At 65.6% G+C, this 18,635-nt stretch carries 20 protein-coding genes; 5 read left to right on the top strand and 15 right to left on the bottom strand.

Annotated elements, in window-relative coordinates:
* Positions 1–6 precede the first annotated feature (6 nt).
* The 11 genes from RMR04_RS09895 to RMR04_RS09845 form a co-directional block, all read right to left on the bottom strand.
* Positions 7–645 carry a hypothetical protein gene (locus tag RMR04_RS09895; RefSeq protein WP_311914464.1) on the bottom strand — a complete coding sequence of 213 codons (639 nt, stop codon included), beginning with the start codon at positions 643–645 and terminating at the stop codon, positions 7–9.
* Entirely contained in the window at positions 645–1,262 is a 618-nt protein-coding gene (locus tag RMR04_RS09890) for a hypothetical protein (protein WP_311914463.1), read from the bottom strand. Before RMR04_RS09890 ends, RMR04_RS09895 begins: the two co-directional genes overlap by 1 nt.
* Positions 1,259–2,215 (bottom strand): ABC transporter substrate-binding protein, encoded by a 957-nt coding sequence (locus RMR04_RS09885; RefSeq protein WP_311914462.1) that lies wholly within the window; start codon positions 2,213–2,215, stop codon positions 1,259–1,261. The genes RMR04_RS09890 and RMR04_RS09885 overlap by 4 nt, the downstream gene beginning before the upstream one ends.
* On the bottom strand, positions 2,212–2,964 hold the full coding sequence (locus RMR04_RS09880) for an ABC transporter ATP-binding protein (RefSeq protein ID WP_311914461.1): 753 nt from the start codon (positions 2,962–2,964) through the stop codon (positions 2,212–2,214). Before RMR04_RS09880 ends, RMR04_RS09885 begins: the two co-directional genes overlap by 4 nt.
* Positions 2,957–3,667 carry an ABC transporter permease gene (locus RMR04_RS09875; RefSeq protein WP_311914460.1) on the bottom strand — a complete coding sequence of 237 codons (711 nt, stop codon included), beginning with the start codon at positions 3,665–3,667 and terminating at the stop codon, positions 2,957–2,959. Before RMR04_RS09875 ends, RMR04_RS09880 begins: the two co-directional genes overlap by 8 nt.
* Positions 3,668–4,008: 341 nt before the next feature.
* Positions 4,009–5,274, bottom strand: coding sequence for a beta-ketoacyl-ACP synthase II (gene fabF, locus RMR04_RS09870; protein ID WP_311914459.1), 1,266 nt, complete (start codon positions 5,272–5,274; stop codon positions 4,009–4,011).
* 9 nt (positions 5,275–5,283) lie between these two features.
* Positions 5,284–5,799, bottom strand: coding sequence for a winged helix-turn-helix transcriptional regulator (locus RMR04_RS09865; RefSeq protein WP_311914457.1), 516 nt, complete (start codon positions 5,797–5,799; stop codon positions 5,284–5,286).
* A 71-nt stretch (positions 5,800–5,870) separates the two neighbouring features.
* Positions 5,871–7,013: an ABC transporter permease gene (locus tag RMR04_RS09860; RefSeq protein ID WP_311915787.1), complete on the bottom strand. Its 1,143-nt coding sequence runs from the start codon at positions 7,011–7,013 to the stop codon at positions 5,871–5,873.
* 5 nt (positions 7,014–7,018) lie between these two features.
* Positions 7,019–7,936, bottom strand: a complete 918-nt coding sequence (locus tag RMR04_RS09855) for an ABC transporter ATP-binding protein (protein ID WP_311914456.1) — start codon at positions 7,934–7,936, stop codon at positions 7,019–7,021.
* Positions 7,933–8,889: an HlyD family secretion protein gene (locus RMR04_RS09850; RefSeq protein ID WP_311914455.1), complete on the bottom strand. Its 957-nt coding sequence runs from the start codon at positions 8,887–8,889 to the stop codon at positions 7,933–7,935. Before RMR04_RS09850 ends, RMR04_RS09855 begins: the two co-directional genes overlap by 4 nt.
* Positions 8,886–9,548 carry a CerR family C-terminal domain-containing protein gene (locus RMR04_RS09845; RefSeq protein WP_311914454.1) on the bottom strand — a complete coding sequence of 221 codons (663 nt, stop codon included), beginning with the start codon at positions 9,546–9,548 and terminating at the stop codon, positions 8,886–8,888. The genes RMR04_RS09850 and RMR04_RS09845 overlap by 4 nt, the downstream gene beginning before the upstream one ends.
* Before the next feature lie 140 nt (positions 9,549–9,688).
* On the opposite strand from RMR04_RS09845, the gene RMR04_RS09840 reads away from it, so the two are divergent.
* The 3 genes from RMR04_RS09840 (at position 9,689) to dksA (ending at position 12,688) form a co-directional block, all read left to right on the top strand.
* Positions 9,689–11,062, top strand: a complete 1,374-nt coding sequence (locus tag RMR04_RS09840; RefSeq protein WP_311914453.1) for an MBOAT family O-acyltransferase — start codon at positions 9,689–9,691, stop codon at positions 11,060–11,062.
* Positions 11,037–12,062: a hypothetical protein gene (locus RMR04_RS09835; protein ID WP_311914452.1), complete on the top strand. Its 1,026-nt coding sequence runs from the start codon at positions 11,037–11,039 to the stop codon at positions 12,060–12,062. The genes RMR04_RS09840 and RMR04_RS09835 overlap by 26 nt, the downstream gene beginning before the upstream one ends.
* Positions 12,063–12,265: 203 nt before the next feature.
* Positions 12,266–12,688 (top strand): RNA polymerase-binding protein DksA, encoded by a 423-nt coding sequence (gene dksA / locus RMR04_RS09830; protein ID WP_311914451.1) that lies wholly within the window; start codon positions 12,266–12,268, stop codon positions 12,686–12,688.
* A gap of 539 nt (positions 12,689–13,227) precedes the next feature.
* Here dksA and flgH read toward each other — a convergent pair.
* The 4 genes from flgH to flgF are packed head-to-tail and all read right to left on the bottom strand — an operon-like array spanning position 13,228 to position 16,639.
* Positions 13,228–13,968, bottom strand: a complete 741-nt coding sequence (gene flgH, locus RMR04_RS09825; protein ID WP_311914450.1) for a flagellar basal body L-ring protein FlgH — start codon at positions 13,966–13,968, stop codon at positions 13,228–13,230.
* A 24-nt stretch (positions 13,969–13,992) separates the two neighbouring features.
* Positions 13,993–15,066 (bottom strand): flagellar basal body P-ring formation chaperone FlgA, encoded by a 1,074-nt coding sequence (flgA, locus tag RMR04_RS09820; protein WP_311914448.1) that lies wholly within the window; start codon positions 15,064–15,066, stop codon positions 13,993–13,995.
* A gap of 17 nt (positions 15,067–15,083) precedes the next feature.
* A complete protein-coding gene (flgG, locus tag RMR04_RS09815; protein ID WP_311914447.1) occupies positions 15,084–15,875 on the bottom strand; it encodes a flagellar basal-body rod protein FlgG in 792 nt (263 codons plus the stop codon).
* A gap of 20 nt (positions 15,876–15,895) precedes the next feature.
* Positions 15,896–16,639, bottom strand: coding sequence for a flagellar basal-body rod protein FlgF (gene flgF / locus RMR04_RS09810; RefSeq protein WP_311914446.1), 744 nt, complete (start codon positions 16,637–16,639; stop codon positions 15,896–15,898).
* Between the two features lie 291 nt (positions 16,640–16,930).
* Here flgF and fliL point away from each other — a divergent pair, with 291 nt between their 5' ends.
* Positions 16,931–17,443 carry a flagellar basal body-associated protein FliL gene (fliL, locus tag RMR04_RS09805; RefSeq protein WP_311914445.1) on the top strand — a complete coding sequence of 171 codons (513 nt, stop codon included), beginning with the start codon at positions 16,931–16,933 and terminating at the stop codon, positions 17,441–17,443.
* 43 nt (positions 17,444–17,486) lie between these two features.
* Entirely contained in the window at positions 17,487–18,620 is a 1,134-nt protein-coding gene (gene fliM, locus RMR04_RS09800; protein WP_311914444.1) for a flagellar motor switch protein FliM, read from the top strand.
* Positions 18,621–18,635 lie beyond the last annotated feature (15 nt).

The following is an 18,635-nucleotide window of genomic DNA, read 5'->3' as shown; positions in this document are numbered from 1 at the left end:
GCGTGCTCAGCGCGACGCCCGAAACGCCTCGTCCGTCCAGTCGAGCAGCTTGCCGAGGAAGCGCGACGCCGCCGGCATGAAGAAGCTGCCGTGATGGTAGAACGGGTCGAGCGTGGTCACGATCATCCGGCCCGGCCCACCGCCGACATTGCGGTGATCGTAGAGGATCGAGCCGCCCTTGCCGTGTGGATCGCCCTCCGGCGTGATCTCGACCAATGAGGTCGCGCCCGGCGGCGGCGTCAGCAGCCCGTGATAATGCCAGACCAGCTCGCTCATGCCGACATGGCGGAAGATCTCGTGACCGGGGGCGACGATGCGGTGGCCCGGATCGGCTCCCGTCTCCAGCCACCACCAGAAATTCGTCGGCCTGAACTCCCAGGCGACGCCCGGCGCCCAGTCCTGCGCCCGATTTTCGCCCAGCACGATCAGCGTGCCGCCCGCCGCGAGATAGCCGAGCAGGAGCGGCCGCTTGCGCCGCAGCACCGCCGGATGAATGCGGTCGGCGACAATCAGCGCGTCGCAGCCCGCGAGAGCCGCGGCATCGAGTTCTGGTGCGTATATCGTGCGGTCGAAGCGTCCTGTCAGGCGCTCGCCATCGATCGCCTCTTTGTGGAAATAGGTTCCACCTTCGATCAGCGCCAGCATCACCAGGCCTCCATCGGGGCTGTGATCCAATCGAGCAGTTGCGGCATGATCCGGTCCGCGGTCGAGCCGGAGCCGTGATAGCCCCAGAGATCCGCCCCCGCATGGACCAATAGCCGCCCGCCAACCGACGGCCGGCACTCGAAATCGACCGGGTGGCGGCCGGGCCCGAGACTGTTGAGCACACGCGTGCCCGGTGGCGGCGGGTTCGAGCCGCGACCGTAGAAGCCCGCCACGCCCCGGCGGCGCGACAGATGCTCCATCTCGACTCCCTCCCAGACCGGATGCGCCGCTTCGCGTTTCACTTCGAGATCCTCGACGCGATAGTTCGGGATCGGCACGAAGGGATTCAGCTCGGCCAGGAAGGGATGACCGACATGGCCACAGACCACGATTGTCCCTCCCTGCGCCAGGAAGCCTTCAAGCTGGGCTCGGCGCGAGGAAAGATAGCGCTGGTCGGCATGGAGGCCGACCAGCAAGCCGCGAAAGGCGGCGAGATCGGTCCGCTCCAGATCGTAGAGCGGCAGCAAAGCAATGCGCGGCCCCAGCACGAGGTCGCGGATGAGATCCTGGACGCCGCCCTCGGCCTGTTCGCAATCGAGCAGGACGACGTCGTTCACGGCTTGAACGCCAGCGGATCGATCAGATCGGCGCGGATGTCGATCGTCTTCTGCAGCATGCCGGCCTCGACCATGAAGCGCTGGTCGCCGGCGAGGTTCTCGATGTCGCGATCGGTCATCGCCAGGGTGAAATCGTACCAAGGCAGCTGCTTGCGCGCGTCATCGATCGAGATCTTCTGGTCCTCGGCCGCGATCTTCAAAGCCTCCTCGGGGTTGTCGCGCATGAAGTCGAGCGCCTTGCGATGGGCGGCGAGATAGGCCGCAACCAGAGCGGGCTGCTCCCGCAGGAAGGCGCCGCGGACGGCAATCACCGAGATCGGCGCGATCAGCCCCTCTCCGCTCGCGAGAATGCGCCCGCCGGCCGCCTCCACCTGCAGCGCATTGGCGCCGGCCAGCGTCGCAGCATCGACCTTGCCGGCGAGCAGCGCGGCGCGCGCGGCCGGCAGCTCCATGTTGAGATACTCGACATCGGTCAGCTTCATGCCCTTGGAAGCGAGCGCCGCCGCGAGGAGTTGGTTGAGCGTCGTGCCCTTCGGCCCGGCGACGCTCTTACCCTTGAGCGCCTCGATGCTGCCGGGGCCATTCGCACCGGTCATCACGAAGAAGGCCTTGGGCGAGCGCGAATAGGCGGCGATGACCTTGAGGTCGATGCCGTTGGCACGACCGAGGATCGCCGAGGTGCCGCCGAGCACGCTGGCAATATCGATGGCCCCGGCCGCAAGCGCCTGAATCTGCGCACCGCCCGAGGTGATCTCCGGATTCTCCGTCTTGACGCCGAGCGCGCCGAAGGCATCGTCGAGGAAGCCCTTCTTGCGCATGATGATCGAGGGCACGTTGAAGGGCGAGGAGACATAGGTGACGCTGACCTTCGCCGGTTTATCGGCGGCATGGGCGGCGATCATCGGCGACGTCGCGAGCATTGCCGCGGCGACGAAGAGCTTCAGACGTCTCATGGCACTGTTTCCTTGAGGTGAGAATTCGGCCCTGTTTCGAGCAGCCGCTCCAGCACGGTGCGGCGATGGGCGAGCAGAGCGGGATCGGTGGCGTCACGCGGATAGGGCAGATCGACCCTATGCAGGCCGACGAGCCGACCTTCGGAGAGTTCGGCGACCGCCTGCCCCAGCAGCACGGCTTCCTCGACATCATGCGTAACGAAGACGATCGTCGTGCCCCGCGCCCGCCAGATCTCGACCAGCTCCATCTGCAAGCTGCGGCGGGTGAAGGCGTCGAGCGCGCCAAAAGGCTCGTCAAGCAGCAACAGGTCGGGTTCGAGCACGAGGGCGCGCGCAAGCGCGACGCGCTGGGCCATGCCGCCGGACAACTGGTCCGGCGTCGCCTCGGCGAAGCCGGACAGGCCGACGAGTTGCAGCGCCTCCGTGACGCGGCGTACCAGTAGCCCCTTGTCGAGGCGGCCCACGAGGCCCAGGCCGACATTGCGGGCGACGCTGAGCCAAGGCATCAGCCGCGGCTCCTGGAAGACGTAGCCGATACGGGGGCGACCACCGCTCTCGAAGCGCAGTTCGCCATCGCTCGGTTCCGCCAGCCCGGCCAGCAGCCGCAGCAGCGTGGTCTTGCCGCAGCCGCTGCGCCCGACGATGGTGGTGAACCCGCCGCGAGGCAGGCTGAGGTCAACGCCCTCCAGCGCCGCGAACTCGCGCTCGCCGACGGTATAGCGCAAACCGAGATTGCGCGCTTCAAACACGGCCGAGCTCCAGCTGCGAGCGCAGCCACGGCGCCGATCTGCGCAAGGCGGCGCGCGCCAGCGCATCGGCGATAAGCCCGAGCACGCCGATGACCAGCACGCCGACGAGCACGATGTCGGTCCGCGCCATGTTCTGGGCGTCGATGATCAGATAGCCGAGCCCCGCACTCGAGGCGATCAGTTCGGCCCCGACCAGCGCCCGCCAGCTATAGCCGAGCGCGATCCGCAGCCCGACCACCAGCGCCGGCAGGGAAGCCGGCAGAACGATGCGTGTCAGGATTTCCCGCCGGCTCAGGCCGCAGATGCGCCCGACCTCGATCAGCTTCGGATCGGCCTGGGCGATGCCGCCGAGCGCTCCGAGAAAGATCGGAAAGAAGCAGGACAGCACGATGACGCCAACCTTCTGCACCTCGCCGATACCGAGCCAGAGAATCAGCAACGGCAGCAGAGCCAACGGCGGAATCTGGCGCAGGAATTCGAGCGCAGGCTCGCAGAAGGAGCGCAGGCGCGGCAACAGCCCAAACAGCAGCGCCAGCGGCAGCGCAAGAATGACCGACAATCCGTAGCCGAGGCCGACGCGCTGGAGGCTGATCGCCGCGTGTTTGGCGAGCGAGCCATCCTGGATCAGCTGCCAGCCTGCCTGTGCCACCGCGAAGGGCCCCGGCAGCAGAAATGGCGAGACGAAGCCGGTTGCACTGGTCACGAACCAGGCAAGCCCCAAAACCCCAAAGACAAGGAATCCGCTGAAAGCCGGCATATCTGGACAATGGGACCTGCCTGGCGCGCGACATCCGCGATGGCGAGCGAAGCCCTAACGGCGATATGGCTAAAAATCCAATATAAACTTCAATTTCGAATATTATTTACTTAGAATAATCAAGATGTAAGCCAAGAATTATAATAATTACAAACTTTAGCGAGAAATTCTAGAGAGATAGAACAGATCCACTATCCTAGCTTACCCCGCTGTCCTGGCCGGGGGCGAGTCTGATGTGGGAAACGTATTTTTCCGGCGCTCCCCGCATCAGCAAGGCATGAGCGGTCCTATTCCCAACGCCGGAACACCACGCTGGCATTCACGCCACCGAACCCAAATCCGTTCGAAATGGCGTGCTCCATCGCGAGTGGCCGTGCCTGCCTGGCCACAACATCCAGCCCGGCGGCCATCTCATCGGGGTGTTCGAGGTTGAGCGTCGGCGGCGCGATCTGGTCACGCAACGCCAGGATCGTGAAGACCGCCTCCAGCCCGCCGGCCGCGCCGAGCAGGTGGCCCGTCGCCGATTTCGTCGCGCTGATCGCAATGCTCTTCTCGGTGCCGAAGACGGCCTTGATCGCCGCCAGTTCGCCGCGGTCGCCGACCTGCGTCGAGGTGGAATGGGCATTGAGGTGCTGGACATCGCCGGGCTTCAGCCCAGCTTGTTTCAGCGCAATCTCCATGGCGCGGCGCGCACCCGAGCCATCCTCGGGTCCGGAGGTGATATGATAGGCGTCGGCGCTGGTGCCATAGCCGGTGATCTCGGCCAGGATTTTGGCGCCGCGCGCCTGGGCATGCTCCAGCGCCTCTATCACCAGCAGGCCGGCGCCCTCGCCCATGACGAAGCCATCGCGGTCACGGTCGAACGGGCGCGAGGCCTTTTCGGGCTCTTCGTTGAAGCCGGTCGAGAGTGCGCGCGCCGCAGCAAAACCGCCGAGCGCGACGAGATCGATGCAGGCCTCGCTGCCGCCGCAAAGCGCGACATCAGCCTCGCCCGAACGGATCAGCCGCGCCGCGTCGCCGATCGCCTGGACGCCGGCGGCGCAAGCCGTCACCGGCGCACCGATCGGCCCCTTGAAGCCATGGTCGATCGAGACATGGCCGGCAGCGAGATTGACCAGGAAGGACGGGATCGTGAAGGGCGAGAGTCGACGCACTCCGCGCGCATCGGTGATACGCACGGCCTCTGCGATCGCCGGGAAGCCTCCTATGCCAGAGGCGATCACCGTCGCGGTGCGCTCCTGCTCGACTTCGCTCACTGGGTGCCAATTCGCCTGGATCAGCGCCTCCTTGGCCGCGACCAGCGCGAACTGAATGAAGCGGTCCATCTTGCGTTGGTCCTTCGGCGCGATCGCACCGTCAGGATCGAAACCGCCCTCGCTATCCTCTTCCTTCGACGGCACCGCACCGGCGACCTTGGCCGGCAAACTCTCGACGATCGAATCCGGCAGGCGACGCAAGCCGGAGCGGCCGGCGAGCAAGCGCTGCCAGGCCAGATCTGCTCCGCAGCCAAGAGGCGAGACCACGCCCATACCGGTTACGACTACACGGCGCATATGAATGTCCTATTCGCTATGGGAGGGCGCCGCTGAGCGCAGCTTCGCGATGGTGGCCAGGCGCTGGCGCATGCCGGGGCTCGCGCGCGGGCCAGCAACCACCGTGACAGTCTCAGGCGTGATCGGACGCAAGCTCGCGGCATCGACCATGACAAGCTCGATTGGCCGCGCGGTCTCGCGCTCGGCCAGCACCAGCGCCACGCCTTCGGGCGCCAGATGCCGATTGCCGAAAGCGACCATCGCGGCGATCACGGGGAAGAAATCCCTGCCCTTCGCGGTCAGCACGTATTCGTAGCGCTGCGGCCGCTGCTGATAGAGCCGCCGCTCGAACAGCCCGCTCTCGGTCAGATGCTTCAGCCGCCGCGCCAGCATGTTCGGCGCGATGCCGAGGCTACGCTGGAATTCGTCGAAGCGCGTGAAACCCTGCAAGGCATCGCGCAGAATCAGGATGCTCCACCATTCGCCGACGGTCTCGACCGTGCGGGCGCAGGGGCATTCGGCAAGCGGAACGAGCTTCGGTTGCATGGTGCGCCCGAGCTAAAGCAGTTACTATCTTTTTGCAAGCTATGCGGCGCCGCAGCCGCCTCTCGCTTGCCTCAATCCAGCGTGCTCCTGAATCTCATCAGCGCGAGCCCGGCATAGGCGGGCACGAAGACGGAGAGCCAGAACACCTCGACGCCGACATCGTCGAGGCCCGCGCCCTTCAGCATGATCGCCCGGATGACCCGCAGGAAATGCGTCAGCGGGAACAGCTCACCGATCGCCTGAGCCCAGCCCGGCATGCCGGCGAACGGAAACATGAAGCCCGAGAGCAGCAGCGATGGCAGGAAGAAGAAGAAGGTCAGCTGCATCGCCTGCAACTGCGTCCGCGCCATGGTCGAGATCGTGTAGCCGAGCAGGACGAGCGCCAGCACGAAAATCAGGACACAGGTAAGCAGCAGCAGCAGGCTCCCCAGAAACGGCACGCCGAACAGCAGTTTTGCGGCGCTGAGCACGACCACAACCTGGACGCTGCCGACGGCGAGATAGGGCAGAACCTTGCCGAGCATGATCTCGGCCGGCGTCGCCGGCATGGCCAGCAGGTTCTCCATGGTGCCGCGCTCGATCTCGCGGGTGAGCGCCATCGAGGTCATCATCACCATCGTCATCTGCAGGATGACGCCGAGCAGGCCGGGGACGATGTTGTACTGGGTGATGCCTTCAGGATTGTAGCGCCGATGCACGATGAAGGAGAGCGCGCTCTGGCTCTGCTCGCGCGCCGCCTCCTCACTGCCGAGGGCTCGGGTCAGGGCCCGGCCGGCGATGGTCTGCAGGGCCGCGACTGCACCGCTCGACGCCGCTGGATCGGTCGCATCGGCCTCGACCAGGATACGCGGCTCGTCGCCACGCTCGACCCGGGCGCCGAAATCGCTGGGGATGGTGACGAGGAAGGAGATCGCGCCGCGCGCCATCAGGCTTTCGGCCTCGGCCGCGCTCTCCGGCTGCCGGCCGAACCGGTAATAGCCCGAGACCTGCAGCGCGGCGACGACCGAGCGGGTGTAGCGGTCCTGGCCGAGCGCCAGCACCGCCGCCGGTAGACCCTTGGGGTCGTTATTGATGGCGTAGCCGAACAGGAGCAGCTGCACGATCGGCACCGCGAGCATCATCGCGAAGGTGATGCGATCGCGCCGCATCTGCACGAACTCCTTGGCGAGCACGGCGCCGAGCCGCCCCAGGGACAGCACGCTGCTGATGGCCATTGCGCTCATGCCGCCCTCGCCTGAGCACCGGTCATGAACTTGATGAAGACGTCCTCGAGGCTGGTCTCGCCGGGCTCGACGCGGACCCCTTGCTGCGCCTTCAGCGGCGCCAGCGCTGCCTCGAGCTTGCCCCTGTCGCTACCGACGACATGCAGTGTCGTACCGAAGGGCGCGACCTGCTCGACGCCATCGACCATTGAGAGTTCGCGGATCTGGGCTGCAGTCAATGGGCCATGCACCACGAAGGTGACCAGCCCCGAGCCCCGCACCACCTCCTCGACCGTGCCGGTGGCCAGCATCTTGCCATAAGCGATGTAGCCGATGCGGTGGCAGCGCTCGGCCTCGTCCATGTAATGCGTCGAGACGAGCACCGTCAGGCCGTCGCCGGCGAGCCGGTGGATCTCGTCCCAGAACTCGCGCCGCGCCTTGGGATCGACGCCAGCCGTCGGCTCGTCGAGCAGGAGCAATTTCGGCTGGTGCATGATGCAGGCGGCGAGCGCCAGTCGCTGCTTCCAGCCGCCAGACAGCGTGCCGGCGAGCTGGTCCTTGCGCGAGGTCAGGCCAAGGCCATCGAGCGTCCGCGCCACCGCATCCTGCACAGGCTTCAACTCGTAGAGCCGCGCGACGAAGGTCAGATTCTCCTCGATCGTCAGATCCTCGTAGAAGGAGAATTTCTGCGTCATGTAGCCGACCTGGCGCTTGATCGCGGCGCTGTCGCGCCTGACGTCGAGACCAAGCACCGTGCCCTCGCCGGCATCGGGCGTCAGCAGCCCGCAGATCAGCCGGATCGTCGTCGTCTTGCCCGAGCCGTTGGGGCCGAGGAAGCCGACGATCTCGCCCGTCGCGACCGTGAGATCGACATTGTCGACGACGGTGCGGGTACCGAAGCGCTTGGTCAGCCCCTTGACCTCGATGACGTTCATCGTCGGCCCCGCAGCACGACATCGATGATCTGACCCGGCTGAAGCTTCGCCGCCTGCGCGCCTTCCGGCCGGGCCTCGACCAGATAGACCAGCTTCTGCCGGGTCTCGGCCGAATAGATCACCGGCGGCGTGAATTCCGGCTCCTGCGCGACATAGGACACCGTGGCGGACAGACCGGACGGACAGCCGCTGCAACGGATGTCGAGCAGCGTCCCGACACGGGTGCCGGCCAGCAGCGCCTCCGGCACATAGACCATCAGCTTGATCGCCCCGTCCGGCAGGAAGGTCAGCACCGGCGCCGCCGGACCCGCGAGTTCGCCGGGATAGCGCACGAGATCGGTGACGATCCCGGCCGCCGGCGCAACGAGCCTTCGCTGCAACAGGCGCCATTTCGCCTGGGCGAGAGCGGCCTGCGCCTGCGTCACCTGATTCTGTGCCGCCTTGATCTCCTCCTCGCGCGCCGGCAACCGGGCAACCGCGAGATTGGCAGCGCTCTGGCGTACATTGGCGGCCGCGACGTCGCGCGCCGTCTGCGCCTGGTCGAGATCGGCCTGGGTCGAGACGCCGCGACGAAAAAGGTCCTGCCGCCGCTCCAGCGCCCGGTCGGCCTCGCGCTCCTGCGCCTGGGAGGAGGCCGCACTCGCCTCGATCACGGCGATCTCTTCCGGCCGCCGACCGCTGAGCAGATTGGCAAGCTGGGCCTTGGCCTGCACCAGTCGGGCATCGCTCTCGGCGACGGCATTTTGCGCATCATCGGCCTGCAGCACCGCGACGACGGCACCGGGCGCGACGCGCTCGCCGCGCCTGACCGCGACGCTCTCGATCCGGGCGGTATCGATCGGGCCGAGGCGAACATATTCGCCTTCGACATAGCCGGCGATGCGCGTCGTCGGCGGCCCGCAGAAGGCGAGTGAGGCAGCAATGCTAAAAGAACAGATGAATTCAGCGATCATGGCTGCCCCTCCCGCATGGCGGCGATGCTGGCCCGGACATTGGCGCGGATGACGGTGGCGATCGCCTCGCTCTCGGCCTCGCCGATGTCGCTCCAGCCCATGCGCCGCATCACGGCCGGCCGGGCCAGCCGGAAATAGAGTACCTGCCCGACCATCGCGAAGACGGCGAGCTTGGTCGCCTGCGCCTCGGCCTCGAGGCCGGCCGCGACAGCCCAGAGCGTGCAAAGACGACCATGGACCGGGCCGACCAGCCCCTCATAGAGCGTCTCGAACGCCGAGGTCGGCTCCATCATCTCGCGCACGACGAAGCGGGCGATGGTCTCGCTCTCCGGCACGCGCGCCGCAAAGGCCGTAACCCGGCTCACGACCGCAACCAAGAGCTCCACCGCCGCCTCCGGCGGGAGCCCTTCCAGCGGCGGCATGGTCGCGGCGGCCCCGAAGACCCGCTCCTTCATCGTGGCGACGATGGCCGCGGCGCAAGCCTGACGCAGTCCGTCTTTGCCACCGAAATGATAGGCGATGCCGGCACTGTTGACCCCGGCCGCCTGCGCGATCTGGCGGATCGAGATCGCATCAAAGCCGTGCCGCCCGAACAGGTCGAGCCCGGCGCGCATCAACGCTTCGCGAGCGCCTTGGTCGTTGCCGGAGGCTAGTTTCATCCACCTTACCTAGCGCGGAATCTCGATTTAATCAATCGATTGATTGAACGCATGGCGACACCCAGGGCAAAGGCCACGCTCGACATGACTTGCGCGGGACAATGGTCTAAGGCGGCCCTTCCTGCACAGCCACCGGCCCAATGCTCTTCAACTCCTTCGCTTTCCTGCTCGGCTTCCTGCCGCTCGCACTCGGCCTGCATTGGCTCGCCGAGCGCTTTGCGCCGCAGTGGCGGCTGCCCGTGCTGGTGGCGCTGTCCTTCACCTTCTACGGCTACTGGGACTGGCGTTTCGTGCCGTTGCTCGCGCTCTCGATCGGGCTGAACTGGCTCATCGCCGAAGCGTTCCAGAAGACCAGGGCGGGCGCGCTGATCACGCTGGCGATCATCTTGAACCTCGCCGCACTTGCGCTGTTCAAATACGTCAACTTCTTCGCCGATCTCGCTGGAATGATTCCAGGATTTGCGACGCCGCGGCTCGATCTCGCGCTGCCGCTCGGCATCTCCTTCTTCACCTTCCACCACGTCATGTACCTGACCGATCTCAGGCGCGGCGAGGCACCGCGCTACGATCTGGTGCGTTACGCGCTCTATATCGCCTTCTTCCCGCAGGTGCTGGCGGGGCCGTTGGTGCGCTGGCGCGAGATCATGCACCAGTTCGAGGAGCGGCCCTATCAGCGGCCCGATGCAGCCGAGCGGATCGCGCGCGGCCTGCTGCTGCTGACCGCCGGCCTCGCCAAGAAGGTGCTGCTTGGTGACCCGCTGGCCGAATACGCCAACCCGGTCTTCGCCGCCGCCGCCGTCGGAAAGGTCGTCAGCATGGCGGAGGCCTGGCAAGGCATGCTCGCCTTCACCTTCCAGATCTATTTCGACTTTTCCGGCTACACCGACATGGCGCTCGGGCTGGCGCTGCTCTTCGGCATCGTGCTGCCGCAGAATTTCGAGGCGCCCTATCGTTCGACGAGCATCCAGGATTTCTGGCGGCGCTGGCATATGACGCTGTCGCGCTTCCTGCGCGACTACCTCTATATCTGGCTCGGCGGCTCCCGACATGGCCTGCCGACCCAGGTCTGGGCGCTGTTTGCGACCATGGCGCTGGGCGGGCTCTGGCACGGCGCGGGGCTCACCTATGTTGCCTGGGGCGTCGCGCATGGCCTCGCCCTGATCGTGGCGCTGCTCTGGCGGCGCGCCGAACTGCCGATGCCCAAGCCGCTTGGCTGGCTCCTGACCTTCGTCTTCGTCATGCTGTGCTGGGTAGTCTTCCGCGCCACGAGTTTTGAGGCGGCATTGACGATCTATAAGGGGCTGCTCGGCCTGGCTCCGGCGGGGACGGGCTTCAAATGGCGCGCGCTGCTGCCGGCCGCTGCCTTCGCGTGTCTTGGACCCACGGCCTGGACGCTCGTGCAGCGGCTGCCCCCAGTGCGCTGGATTGCGGTGATTGCGGCGATCCTCTTCGTCATCGTCCTGTTCAAGATCGGTGACGACGCCAATTATGAATTCATCTACTTCCAGTTCTGAAGGCATCGCGCCGATGTCGGCAGTGCGCTGGGCCGGTTTCGCACGCGCCTTCCTGGCGACGGCCCTGCTGTTGGCGGCCAGCCTTCTAGGGCTAGCCTTTCTGCTCGACCCCTACGACACCGGCCATTCCCCGCTTGCGCTCAAGCCAGGCGTCAGGCCGCAGGGACCGCGCATGGCCGCAGCAAGCCGCGGGCGCGACCCCGCTTTTCAAGCAGTGATCATCGGCAACTCCCACATCCAGCTCGTCTCTCCCGAGGAACTCAAGGCGAGGACCGGCATCGCCTTCCTCTCCCTTGCGACACCGGGAACCGGTCCCAAGGAAGCTCTTGCCCTGCTCGAGTGGTTCCTGCGCAAGCGGCTCGAACCGGCGCGCGCGATTGTCGTGGGAATCGACGAACATTGGTGCACGCCCGATCCGGCGCTGCCGAACAAGCGACCTTTCCCGTTCTGGCTCTTCAGCCGCAATCTTGGCGACTATCTCCTGGGCCTCGCACGCTACGACGTCATCCAGGAACTACCCTTCCGAATCGCTTATCTGCGCAACCCCGACAGCGCCCGCGCCCGCCCCGATGGTTATTGGAACTATGAAGCGCATTTCGATGCGCAGGGCCCCGAGGCAGAACGCGACCGCCGCGTCACGCTAGGGACCTCCTTGCAGATTGGTGGCCGCAATCACTCCGGACCGTTTCCCGCCGCACGGGCGCTCGAAGCGCTGGCCCTGGCGGCTGCGCCGGAAGCGGCCCTGATCCTGCTGCGCCCGCCAAGCTATGCGACGAGCCACCCGGAGCCCGGCAGCCAGAATGCTGCGGCGGATTCGGCATGCCGCGCCGCCTTTGCCGAGATAACGCAGCGACATCCCCGCTCCGTGCTGATCGACTGGCGAATCGGCCGGCCGGAGAACGGGGACCCCGACCGATTCTTCGACCACACCCACTACCGTCGCAGCCTCGCCGTGCTGGTCGAGGCGGACATCGCCGCCGTCCTGGCACCGCCACCTTGAAGCAAGGGCAAGAATCAGGGGCAGAAAACGCCCGTTTCGGCGCTCTATCGCCCAGTCGAGGCAATGTGTTGACGGAAGCGGTTGAAGACGCGCGGCAGTGATTGTTACTGCCCATGTCCCTCGCTATAAGGGCGCGAAATCGGCGGGCCTCCCACGGCGGAGTCGGTGGGCGCGCCGAGACGACCAACTCAGAGAGTGTGCCTATGTCGAAGCAAATCATTCTCGAAGCGGACTACAAACCCACCGACAGCGAGCCGTTCATGAACGAGCGGCAGCGCGAGTATTTCCGCAGCAAGCTGCTGTCCTGGAAGAATGAGATTCTGAAGGAAGCAAAGGAAACACTCGTCACTCTGCAGAGCGAAAGCGAGAACCACCCCGACATCGCCGACCGCGCCTCCTCCGAAACCGACCGCGCCATCGAGCTGCGCGCCCGCGATCGCCAGCGCAAGCTGATCGCCAAGATCGAATCCGCCATCGCCCGCATCGACGAGGGCTCCTATGGCTATTGCGAGGACACCGGCGAGCCGATCTCCCTGAAGCGCCTCGAAGCCCGGCCGATCGCGACACTCTCGCTGGAAGCGCAGGAACGTCACGAGCGCAATGAGCGTGTATTCCGCGACGATTAGGCTAAGGCCTGCTTCGCAGCCATGCCGGAGGCCTTCTGCAATGCGCGGAGGGCCTTTTTTATTTCGCGAGCAGAAGCCCCGCGCGGGAGGCGCGGGGCTTCTTTCTGGCCGCCAGCCCTGTGAGCTTGGGGAGCGTGACGGGCGACCGGGATGAGAGCGGGATGACGAAAAGCGGGAGGCCGTCACTCGTCTACCACTCTCAACTAGAGCGTTTTCGAGCGAAGTGGACACCGGTTCGCGTGAAGAAACCGCGTTAGAACAAAGAGATAGAGCTGTTGAACGATCCAATCGGATCGAAAACTGCTCTCGAGCAGGAGGCGAAAAAGTGGGAACCGGTTTTTCGCCTTGATCCTGCTCTCACTCTTAGATGAGAGACGGATTCAGACTTCAGCTGGGATCACTCTGTGATTCCAGCTGAAGTCATCCGGCTCTTGGCGATAAGAGCCGGCGGCTCGGGAGAGACCGCCGGCCGGCCAGCGCGGGAATAAGCGGGGAGCGTTCCACGCCGGCCGGAACTTCGTGAGATCTATGCGATGCTTTTAGAAGGGCAGCAGGATATCCATGACCTGCTGGCCATAGCGCGGCTGCTGGACATCGGTGAGCTGGCCGCGCCCGCCATAGGCGATCCGGGCCTGGGCGATCTTGGTCGAATCGATAGTGTTGTCCGATTCGATGTCCTCGGGCCGGATCACGCCGGCGACGATCAACTCGCGCACTTCGAAATTGACCCGGATCTCCTGCTTGCCCTCAACCACCAGATTGCCGTTAGGCAGGGTCTGCGTGACCACGGCAGCGACATTCGTCGCCAGGGTCTCGGCGCGACGCACCGAGCCCACGCCCTCGCTCGAAGCGGTCGAATCGAGCTTCAGGAGCGAGCCGGCAGTGGCGCCGTTAGGCAGCTTGTTCTCGTAGCCGAGGATATTGTCGGCGCCCGCATCCTCGCCGTTCTTGCGGCTGCGCTTGGTCGTGTTGTCGAGCTGGGCCTTGTCGGTGACCTTGACCTTGACCGTCACGAGATCGCCGACCACCCGTGCGCGCTGATCCTTGAAGAAGGCGCGCGAGCCGGTGCGCCAGAGCGAGTTCGGCGCGAAGGAGGCGTGCTCCACCGCCGGCATCGGCATCTGCACGGGCTTGTAGCCCTTCACCGCCGTTGGATCCTCGATCGCGGAGAGGGCCGGCGCCTGGCCGACATTGGCGAGCCGGTCGGCCGCGCCACAGGCGCTGAGAGCGACACCGAGGGCAAGGAGCCCGAAAAGTCTGACGAGAATGCGTGAGGTCATGATCGGGGTCCGCAACTGTCTGGATCAGGGAGCGCTGGCGACACGGCCGATGGCGGAGCTTTTGACGGAAACCCGCCCGGGCCCGCTGACCGTGCCCTGCAGCACGCGCTTGGATTGGGGATTGGTGATGGTGATGACATCGCCCATCGCGCCGGCCTCGCCGGACTTGCCGCGCATCGAGATGAGCAGGCCGGGCGCCTCGTAGACGATGGTGACGAGATCGCCCTTCCCGACGATCTCCTCGCGCTGCACGTCACCGACGCGCAGCGGCATGCCGACAGTGAGCGCGCGCCGCGCCACCTTGTCGACGGCCGCCTTCGCGTCGCCGATGAGTTCGGTCGCCTGCCCGTCGCGCGGACGGCGCTCGACGATAACATCGGCCGCGCTCAACGTTTCCCCGCGGGCGATGCTGCGGCGCGGCACCACGACCTCGATGGTGTCGACCATCTGGCCGGTGATGCGGATGGGCTTCAGGCGCATCGCCGCGCTGCCTGGTACGATCAGCCGGGCCTGCACACGGCGCGAGCGGGCGTCATAACCGAGATCGAGCACCGTCACGTCGCCGGTCAATTCGGGCTCGATCGCGATCGCCGGCGCACCGCCATCGATCGCAAGCGCCAGCGCCCGGGCATCGACCCCGAAACGCTCCTGGAGCCCGGTCTTTACCGCCGCCTCGAGATCGGACGCCATCAGGCGGCGCGCGGCACGGGTCACGATCACCTGCGCGAAGCCATGGCTCTCGATGTCGCTGGCGTCGCGAATGATGCCGGCGGCACGCGCCGCCTCCATGATGCGGCTGACCTGGATCGTGCCGGTCTCGCCAAGTGCAGGAGCCCGGAAACCGGGTGTCGCGGCAGCGTCGCTCGACAATCCCGAGAGCAGATCGCCAAAGCTGACGAGCTCGCTCGTGAGCGTGAGCTCCGGACGCAGGAAGGGTTTGCGCACCGGCGTCGGAGCCGGCGGCTGTTGCGGCGGCGGCGCGACGATCGCTGCGACGGCGCCGGCCCCGGCCCCGGCGCGAGCGGCTGGATGAGGCTGGGCGGCGAACGCCGTACCAGCCAGCGCGACGGCAGCGAGGAGGGTCGATAAGCGGATCATGGCGCGCATCCTCAGGCCTAGCCGCGGAACATCGACGTCGTCGCCGACATCATCTGGTCAGCGGCGGTGATGACCTTGGAGTTCATCTCATAGGCGCGCTGAGCCGCGATCAGGGTGGTGAGCTCGGTCACAGCCTGGACGTTGCCTTCTTCGAGATAGTTCTGCTGCAGCGTGCCGAAGCCCTCGCCGCCGCCGACGCCGTCGATCGCCGGCCCCGAGGCCGCGGTCTCGACGAACAGGTTGTCGCCCATCGATTCGAGACCGACCTTGTTGATGAAGCGGGTGAGTTGGAGCTGGCCCAGCGTCTGCGGCGCGGTCTGACCGGGAAGCTGGACTTCGACCGTGCCCTGCGCGTTGATGCTGACGCTGGTTGCGTTGTTGGGAACCGTGATGCCAGGCTCGACTATGTAGCCGTCGCGGGTCACGAGCTGGCCCTGGGCGTCGAGGTCGAAGGAGCCGTCGCGCGTATAAGTCGTGCGGCCATCGGGCATGCGGATCTTGAAGAAGCCCTCGCCGCGGATGCCGACGTCGTACTCTTTTTCCGTCGACGACAGGTTGCCCTGGCTCATGACGCGCCCGGTCGACGTCGTCTTGACGCCGGAGCCGACGAAGGTGCCGGCCGGAACCATCGTGCTCTGGTCGGAGGTGGCCGATCCGGCGCGCCGGAAATTCTCATAGAGAAGATCCTGAAAATGCACGGTCTGGCGCTTGTAACCAGTGGTGCGCACGTTGGCGATGTTGTTCGAGATGACCTGGACGTTGAGTTCCTGGGCCATCATGCCGGTGGCGGCTGTCTGCAGGGCGCGCATTGACTTGCTCCTTCCCCGGTTCAGGCTTGCTGATCGGCCAGGCGAGAAATCGCCTTGGTGCGCAGTTCGTCGGTCTTGGTCATCATGTTGGCGATGCCCTGATAGGAGCGCTGGACCTCCATCAGGCGGGTCATCTCCAGGATCGCCTTCACATTCGAGCCCTCAATCGCGCCGGGCTCGAGCCGGGCCTGCGGTCCGGCCGGCAGCGGCGGCGTCGCCGAGGCGAACAGGTTGTTGCCGTCGCTGCTCAGCGCGCGCGGATTGTCGAAGCGGACTTGCCTGAGCTTGCCGCGGACGCCCTGGTCGCTGGAGATGGTGCCATCGACGGCGATGCTGAAATTGCTTTCGGTGTTGCCGAAACGGATCGGACCGCCCTCGCCCAGCACCTGGTAGCCGCCTTGCGTCACGAGCTCGCCCTGCTGGTTCAGGCTCATCGAGCCCGCGCGGGTGTAGCGCTGGCCGTTCGGCGTCTGGACGACCAGGTAGTTGTTCTCGCGCAGCGCCACGTCGAGGGGGTTGCCGGTGCGCTCCAGCGCTCCCTGCGACAGATCGATGGGCGTGCCCTTGTCGATGACATAGGAGAGCTTCCGGTCGCCGCTCGGAAAGGTCTCGGCGCTGGCGACCGGCATGATGAATTCATTGAAGCGCGCCGAGCGCGACTTGAAGCCGTTCGTGCCGGTATTCGCCAGATTGTTGGCGATGACATCCAGCTCGCGCGCCAAAGCCATTTGACGCGATAGGCCGACGAGAAGCGCGTTCTCCACGGCATGGTCTCCCGAATTGTCCCGCGATCGCTTCGACGCTCCCCAGCGCAGCCATCGCAGCACCACAGCCGCAAGCGCTGTGCCAACATGGTTAATATCGGCATCTATTTGATTTTAAAAAGATATTACTAAATCGACCGACCGCGCAGGCCTCGGCAATTCCAGGACTTCGGGCAGAAATGACCCGGCAAGATTTGCCGTCCTTAACGACACGTTAACCGTGAATGATCAGGGTGGAGACAGGGAGCAGGGCATCGATGCCGCGCGCGCCCAGCCCGAGGCGGTGCTGCGATGTCGAAGAAGGCCGGAAAGACCGACGAAGAGAATGCCGGGGGCGGCGAAGCGTCCAAGCCCGGTAAGAAGAAGCTGATCATGATCCTCGGCGGCGTGCTGCTGCTCAGCGGGCTCGGCGGCGGCGGCTGGTTCTTCTTCCTCAGGCACCCCTCTCCGGAGCAGATGGCAGCGGCCGAGCAGGCCAAGGCCGCCAAGAAGCCGGCGAGCTTCGTCGAGATGCGGGACATGATGATCGGCATCTCGCCGGGCGGCCAGCAGGACCGCCAGCCGATCATCAAGGTCAAGGTCGTGCTCGAGATCGCCGACGCCAAGGTCTCCGAGGAGATCAAGCCGTTGCTGCCACGCGTCGAGGACGCCTTCCAGGTGTTCATGCGCGAATTGCGCCCGGCCGATCTGGAAGGCTCGGCCGGCATGTACCGCCTCAAGGAAGAATTGCTGCGGCGCGTCAACGTCACGGTCTATCCGGCCAAGATCGACGCGGTGCTGTTCAAGGAATTGCTGGTGCAGTGAGCCCTCCGGGCTTCCACGCACCAGCCGGGATGACGACGAAGACATGAGCAACGACGACCTCGATCCAGCCGGCAAGCCCAAGAACGAGCCCCTCAGCCCGGAAGGGATGGCGGCCGAATGGGCGACCATGCCCGACATGCTGGTGGAGGAAGGCGAGCAGGATGGCGGCACCGACCGCCTGATGTCGCAGGACGAAATCGACACGATGCTCGGTTTCTCCATCGGCGACGACAGGGACGCCCGCAACGGCATCCAGGCCATCGTCGATTCCGGCTCGGTCGCCTATGAACGGCTGCCGATGCTCGAAATCATCTTCGAGCGTCTCGTGCGCCTGCTCTCGACCAGTCTGCGCAACTTCTTCACCGACAATGTCGAGGTCTCGCTGGAGAGCATCCGCTCGGTGCGCTTCGGCGATTACATCAATTCGATCTCGCTGCCCGCCATGCTCTCGGTGTTCAAGGCAGAGGAGTGGGACAATTTCGGCCTGATCACAATCGAGTCCTCGCTGATCTATTCGGTGCTCGACACGATGTTCGGCGGCAAGCGCGGCCAGCCGGCGCCGCGCGTCGACGGCCGTCCTTTCACCTCGATCGAGATCAACATGCTCAAGCGCGTCATCGCGCTGATCCTGAATGATGCCGAGGCTGCCTTCAAACCGCTCTCACCGGTGAGATTCACGGTCGATCGCATCGAGTCCAATCCGCGCTTCGTCTCGATCTCCCGCCCCGCCAACGCCGCCATCCGCGTCGAGCTCAAATTCGACATGGAAGGCCGGGGCGGCTGCCTGCATCTGCTGCTGCCTTACGCCACGATCGAGCCGATCCGCGAATTGCTGCTCGAAAGCTTCATGGGTGAGAAGCTCGGGCGCGATGCGATCTGGGAAAACCATCTCGCGACTGAGGTCTGGCAGACCGACGTCGCCGTGACCTGCGTGCTCCATGAGACGCAGATGCCGTTGAAGCGGGTGATGAAACTCGAGATCGGCGACACCTTGATGTTCGATGCCAGGCCCGATTCGACGGTCGCACTGCGCTGCGGCGACTTCATCGTCAGCGAGGGCCGGATCGGACGCGTCGACGACAAGATCGCCGTTCAGGTCGTCAGCCCGCTGCGCCGCTCCAAGACCACGATCGCCGCCTTCGACAGCGCCACGAGCCATCTCGGTTCTCCCTCCTGACGCGGATATTCACCA

The sequence above is a fragment of the Bosea sp. 685 genome (assembly GCF_031884435.1).
Lineage (GTDB): Bacteria > Pseudomonadota > Alphaproteobacteria > Rhizobiales > Beijerinckiaceae > Allobosea.
Note: the sequence above shows the minus strand (reverse complement) of the source record. Positions and strands in the feature narration are given on the sequence as shown.

Excerpts from the sequence above, each read along its gene's own strand:
- RMR04_RS09895 (WP_311914464.1), bottom strand. The coding sequence starts at position 645 with ATGCTGGCGCTGATCGAAGGTGGAACCTATTTCCACAAAGAGGCGATC.
- RMR04_RS09885 (WP_311914462.1), bottom strand. The coding sequence starts at position 2,215 with ATGAGACGTCTGAAGCTCTTCGTCGCCGCGGCAATGCTCGCGACGTCG.
- fabF (WP_311914459.1), bottom strand. The coding sequence starts at position 5,274 with ATGCGCCGTGTAGTCGTAACCGGTATGGGCGTGGTCTCGCCTCTTGGC.
- RMR04_RS09865 (WP_311914457.1), bottom strand. The coding sequence starts at position 5,799 with ATGCAACCGAAGCTCGTTCCGCTTGCCGAATGCCCCTGCGCCCGCACG.
- RMR04_RS09860 (WP_311915787.1), bottom strand. The coding sequence starts at position 7,013 with ATGGCCATCAGCAGCGTGCTGTCCCTGGGGCGGCTCGGCGCCGTGCTC.
- RMR04_RS09855 (WP_311914456.1), bottom strand. The coding sequence starts at position 7,936 with ATGAACGTCATCGAGGTCAAGGGGCTGACCAAGCGCTTCGGTACCCGC.
- RMR04_RS09850 (WP_311914455.1), bottom strand. The coding sequence starts at position 8,889 with ATGATCGCTGAATTCATCTGTTCTTTTAGCATTGCTGCCTCACTCGCC.
- RMR04_RS09845 (WP_311914454.1), bottom strand. The coding sequence starts at position 9,548 with ATGAAACTAGCCTCCGGCAACGACCAAGGCGCTCGCGAAGCGTTGATG.
- RMR04_RS09840 (WP_311914453.1), top strand. The coding sequence starts at position 9,689 with ATGCTCTTCAACTCCTTCGCTTTCCTGCTCGGCTTCCTGCCGCTCGCA.
- RMR04_RS09835 (WP_311914452.1), top strand. The coding sequence starts at position 11,037 with ATGAATTCATCTACTTCCAGTTCTGAAGGCATCGCGCCGATGTCGGCA.
- dksA (WP_311914451.1), top strand. The coding sequence starts at position 12,266 with ATGTCGAAGCAAATCATTCTCGAAGCGGACTACAAACCCACCGACAGC.
- flgH (WP_311914450.1), bottom strand. The coding sequence starts at position 13,968 with ATGACCTCACGCATTCTCGTCAGACTTTTCGGGCTCCTTGCCCTCGGT.
- flgA (WP_311914448.1), bottom strand. The coding sequence starts at position 15,066 with ATGATCCGCTTATCGACCCTCCTCGCTGCCGTCGCGCTGGCTGGTACG.
- flgG (WP_311914447.1), bottom strand. The coding sequence starts at position 15,875 with ATGCGCGCCCTGCAGACAGCCGCCACCGGCATGATGGCCCAGGAACTC.
- fliL (WP_311914445.1), top strand. The coding sequence starts at position 16,931 with ATGTCGAAGAAGGCCGGAAAGACCGACGAAGAGAATGCCGGGGGCGGC.
- fliM (WP_311914444.1), top strand. The coding sequence starts at position 17,487 with ATGAGCAACGACGACCTCGATCCAGCCGGCAAGCCCAAGAACGAGCCC.